3 protein-coding genes and 1 pseudogene are annotated in these 4,680 nt (G+C 58.5%); 1 reads left to right on the forward strand and 3 read right to left on the reverse strand.

Annotated elements, in window-relative coordinates:
• Positions 1-303, forward strand: a pseudogene (locus AC0AP0_RS07840) (MFS transporter); the annotation flags it as partial.
• Positions 304-511: 208 nt separating this feature from the next.
• On the opposite strand, the gene AC0AP0_RS07845 reads toward AC0AP0_RS07840, so the two are convergent.
• The 3 genes from AC0AP0_RS07845 to AC0AP0_RS07855 form a co-directional block, all read right to left on the reverse strand.
• Entirely contained in the window at positions 512-2,035 is a 1,524-nt protein-coding gene (locus AC0AP0_RS07845) for a glycoside hydrolase family 32 protein (RefSeq protein ID WP_490430059.1), read from the reverse strand.
• A 51-nt stretch (positions 2,036-2,086) separates the two neighbouring features.
• Positions 2,087-3,379, reverse strand: a complete 1,293-nt coding sequence (locus AC0AP0_RS07850) for an MFS transporter (RefSeq protein WP_490430060.1) — start codon at positions 3,377-3,379, stop codon at positions 2,087-2,089.
• A 263-nt stretch (positions 3,380-3,642) separates the two neighbouring features.
• A partial coding sequence (locus AC0AP0_RS07855) for a LacI family DNA-binding transcriptional regulator (RefSeq protein WP_490430061.1) occupies positions 3,643-4,680 on the reverse strand: 1,038 nt, incomplete at its 5' end.

Below are 4,680 nucleotides of genomic sequence, written 5' to 3' on the forward strand. Positions count from 1 at the left end.
TGCTTTGTCTTCTCGCGCAACATCTGGCTCTCCCTCCTGCTGCTGATCCTGGTTTCCTGCGTCTCTGTGGTGGCCTTCACCGGCATCTTCACCTGGCCACACAAGATCATGGACCCGCACATCATCGGCTCCGCCATTGGCATCATCAATACCGGCGGCACCCTGGGCGGATTCCTGGCTCCCATGATCATCGGCTACCTGGTCAAGGCAGCCGGCGGCTCCTTCGTTGGAGCCTTCCTCTTCATGGGTGCGGCAGCCATTGTCTCGGGGCTGATGGCTCTGCTGGTTAAGGTCGGCAAATAAAGCCGAAGCCGGATCGACCGCATCAACGGCTTCTGATCTCGAAGATCAAACATCTGTGGAGTTATTGTCAAAGGGCCAGTGCTTCTTTTGGGATTTTCGATACTTTGGTTCTGACCACAGGTGCTTGAAGGTGGATGTTTGCCAGAGAAATGCCCGTTCCTAAGTAATTTCAGGGACGGGCATTTCTATGTCGACTAGAGGAGTTGGGTCAGCGATCCGGCTGCTCCCAGATGGTGTCCAATTTGGCGATGGAGAGGGAGTCGATCAGGGCCTTGCCCTCGCCGGACTCGGCGATCAGACGAATGCCGCGTGGCCCTTGGGCTGGGAAGGAGTAGGAGGACATGATCTCCAGCCCGTCGTTGACGACGACCTCGATCGAGCCCCGGTCCACTATGATGCGTAGCTTGAGCTTGCCCGAGGACTTGTCGACGGGAGCGGTGCGGTAACCCCGGTCCCCGTAAGTGTTGCAGTGGCGGTCGAGTACCACGCGGCCCAGCTGGTCGTCATAGCAGACCAGCGTATGGTCGCCTGATTGTGTCCGATGAATCTCCAGACCGATGCGCTCGGCCTGGGACTTGTTCAGATCGATCTCCATATTAATGTCGGCGGTCTGCGCGTCGTCCACCAGATTCTGGCTGCCGTTGACCTCCAGCTCGATGGGACCGAAGCTCTGCTGGTCTTGGTCCAGGTTGGAGAACTCGCGTACGGGCAGGCAGCGCAGATGATCACCGGCCAGGGTGACCTCACGGGGCACGGTGAACTGGCCGCACCAGCTATCCTCCTGCATGGGGATGGGTTCGGTGAAGGGGCTCATCCAGCCGAAGACCAGCCGACGGCCGTCAGGGGCTTGGAAGGTCTGCGGTGCATAGAAGTTGTGGCCGTCATCCCAGAGGTGAAACTCAGTCTCCTGATGAAAATCGCCGCCGGGCTGCCAGCTGCCGATCACATAGCCGGCGTTGTTGTGGTTGCGGGCTTCGAATCTGTGGGGCTTCAGGCCCATGGCCGAGTAGCAGACCACCCACTTGTCCTCCAGGGGGAACATATCGGGGCATTCCAGCATGAAGACCTGAGGGTCAGGATGCCGGTAGATCACACGATCGAAGGTCCAGTGCTCCATGTCGTTGGAGGTATACATCCAGATCTCGCCCCGATGGGCGGGAGTGCTGACTCCGAAGACCATGTACCAGAGCCCGCCCATCTTCCACACCTTGGGATCGCGGAAGTGCAGGATCTTCTCGTCGGGGCAGGGGACTACAACACCCTTCTTTTCGAAGTGGATGCCGTCTGAGGAGACAGCCATGCACTGCTCCTGGAGGTTGCCGTCGTCATCGTTTACCCCGTTGCGCCAGCGGTGACCGGTGTAGTAGATGGTCAGACGGCCGTCGTCGCCCACTACGGCCGATCCGGAGAAAACCCCGTCCTTCTCGACCTCCAGGGTGGGTGCCATAGCCAGAGGCTCGCGCCGCCAGGTGACCAGGTCGGCGCTGGACACATGCCCCCAGTGCATGTTTCCCCATTCGCTCCCGTAGGGGTTGAGCTGGAAATAGGCATGATAGCGGCCCTGGTAATAAATCAGACCGTTGGGGTCGTTGATCCATCCGGCCTTGGATGCAATGTGGCACTGGGGATACCAACGATCATTGCGGGTGGCGAAGAGCCGATCGATGCTTTTCTGGGCCTTATCCAGTTGAGCGCTCATATCGGTGTTTTCTTTGGTTACTGCCTGGTTCATCCTTGAATCCTTTCGGGGTTGGGCGGGTGCTGATGATGGTCAATCTGCGAATCAGCCCTGCATTAGGGCGGACTTCTGTGAGTCCCTGATGAAGGGATCGCCGTCCACCTGCTGATCGTCGCGCTTGAGTACGAAGATTCCGTAAATCAGGGCGACCAGCACCACCAATGAGATGGTGTAGAAAGTGACCCGGTCGCCGGCCCGATCGTGGAGCATGCCCAGCGGGGTGGACAGGGCCACCTGACCGATCTGGGAGGCAATCTGGAAGCCCACCATGTAAAGGGTGGCGGACAGCTTGGGGTTGAAGTGCAGAGTGAAGTAGCGGAAGGCCGGCAGGCTGAAGAGCGGCACCTCGATGGAGTGGAAGAGCTTGACGATGGAGACCATGACCGGGTCGTGGAAGAAACCGCACAGTCCGATTCTGGCGAACATGACCGTAGCGCCCAGCAGCAGGGAGTTGCGGACGCCGATCTTGCGCATGATGACTGGAACTACGCCCATCATGGCCGATTCCAGGAACACCTGGAAGGAGTTGAGAATGCCATAGATCTCGTGACCCTGTTCCGGGGTGGGGAAGAGGTTGGCATAGTAGTTGGGGAACATCTGCTGGTCGAAGACCGTGTAGAAGGTGTTGGTAAAAATCATGAAGACAATCAGGAGCCACAGGGCGGGCATACCCAGGACATGGATCATGTCGCGCAGGGAGGGCTGGGACTTTTCGCCCTCGGGGGTGGATTCCCGCTTGATTTCCTCGCGCTGCTCATCAGGAATCCAGAAGGCATAGACCAGGAGCATGCACGCGCCGAAGGCGGAACCCATCCAGAAGTTGATCATCGGGTTGACGTTGAAAGCGAACCCGGCAATCAGGGCCACAATGGCGTAGCCGAAGGAGCCCCAGGCGCGGGACTGGCCGTATTCGAATCCGAATTTACGACTGTACCGCTCGGTGAGGGCTTCGATCAGAGAGCAACCTGACATGAAACCTGCGGATAGAACGATTGAACCGAGTAAGGCTCCCAGGATCAGGTTGGAATGCATGAGGGGGGCGTAGACGAACTGCACGAAAGGCCCAACCAGCGCCGCAATGGCCGCGATGAATATGGCGAGCCTACGCTTGACCCCCAGCTCGTCCTGGATTACCCCGTAGACAAACATTATTATGAGCGTGCCCACGGAGTTGATGGAGTAGATTTTGCCAACCTGGGTGTTGGTCATACCGAGGCCGTTGATCAGCCAGGGCGAGTAGAAGGACCACCAGATGCCCCAGGCGCAGAAGAAGAAGAATATTCCGGTGGAGGATTCCAAATATGATGGATTCCTCCATGCTGATGATTTGGCGGCCATGCTAACCCTCTCTCCTTGTTGTGCACCGCTTCTCCGCAGTGCCTCACGGTCCGATGCACTTACTGTGTGCAGAGCGAATCCTGGTAGGTATAGTAGGTCGTCAATCGATTTACGTCAAACGATTGACGGTTATTGCGTCTCCCTATCGAAGGGGATGAGCAACTAGCAGGGGATGCTGACTGATTGGTGACTGGCGACAAGCCAGCCGGATCTGAACTTGGTTCGCCATCTTGCGGCAAGAAGGGGGAGATGTGATTCTGGCTTTAGTGGTTGGCTGTGACAGGGTCCGAGGTGGCATCGAGGCGGGTGGAACCCTTGCGGATCAGGGCGCAATGGATGCGCACCCCGCCAGCTTGATCAAGCGGCGGCAGGACGGCACGGGTATCGGGTAGCGGTAGGGCAACGCGACGCGGGTTGATTTGTGCCAGCAGTCGCCGCGCCGCCCAGAATCCCATCTCGTAGTGGGGCAGCTCGACCGTGGTCAGTGGGGGTGCCGTGGTTTCTGCGATGACCTGGTGGTTGTCCACGCCTACCAGGTTCAGATCTCTGCCGATGATCAGATGGCGGGCTGCGGCGGCCTGGTATAGGTAGAAAGAACGTGAATCATTGAAGCAGAAGACACCATCGGGGTGCTGGTTCTCCATCAGATCGTCCACTTGGTCCATGGCTTCCTGGTTGAATCCCACCAGTCGGATCAAGGCCTTACTTGCAGGTAGGCCGGCCTCCTTCAGGGCGGTCTGGTAACCGCGCATTCTGTCTTCTTGCGCTGGCAGATTCTGTGTGGTGCCTAGGTAGGCCACTCGGCGGCAGCCTGATTCAATCAAGTGATGGGTAGCATCGTAGCCGATTAGAAACTCGTCAGGTGCGATGCTGGGACAGCGGTCGGCGCGCTCCACTGCGTTGACCACCACGGCAGGGCAGGAGCGCAGAGCCTGGGGCAGGTCGATATTCTGGTCGTACATTTTGGCGAAGAGGAAGCCGTCCACCCCATAGCGCTTTAAAGCCTGGATCTGTTCGGCTTCCCGAACGCCTTCATCAGTGGAGACGGTGAGAAGTACATAGCCGCGCTCAGCGGCAGCATCCTGTGCGCCCTGAATGATGGCGCCCGCGTAGGGCGTGGTGGCTACCTTTTCACTAATGAAGCCCAGCATGCCGGTCTTGCTGGTACGTAGCGACCTGGCCATGGGATTGGGCCGATAGCCCAGGGCTTTGGCTGTGCTGCGCACCTTTCGCGCTGTTTCCGACTTGACCCTGCCCTTGTCGCGGCCGTTGAGCACCAGAGAGACTGTGGAGACGGATAC

It is taken from the genome of Bifidobacterium sp. POST2/T3 (B1), from assembly GCF_058197115.1.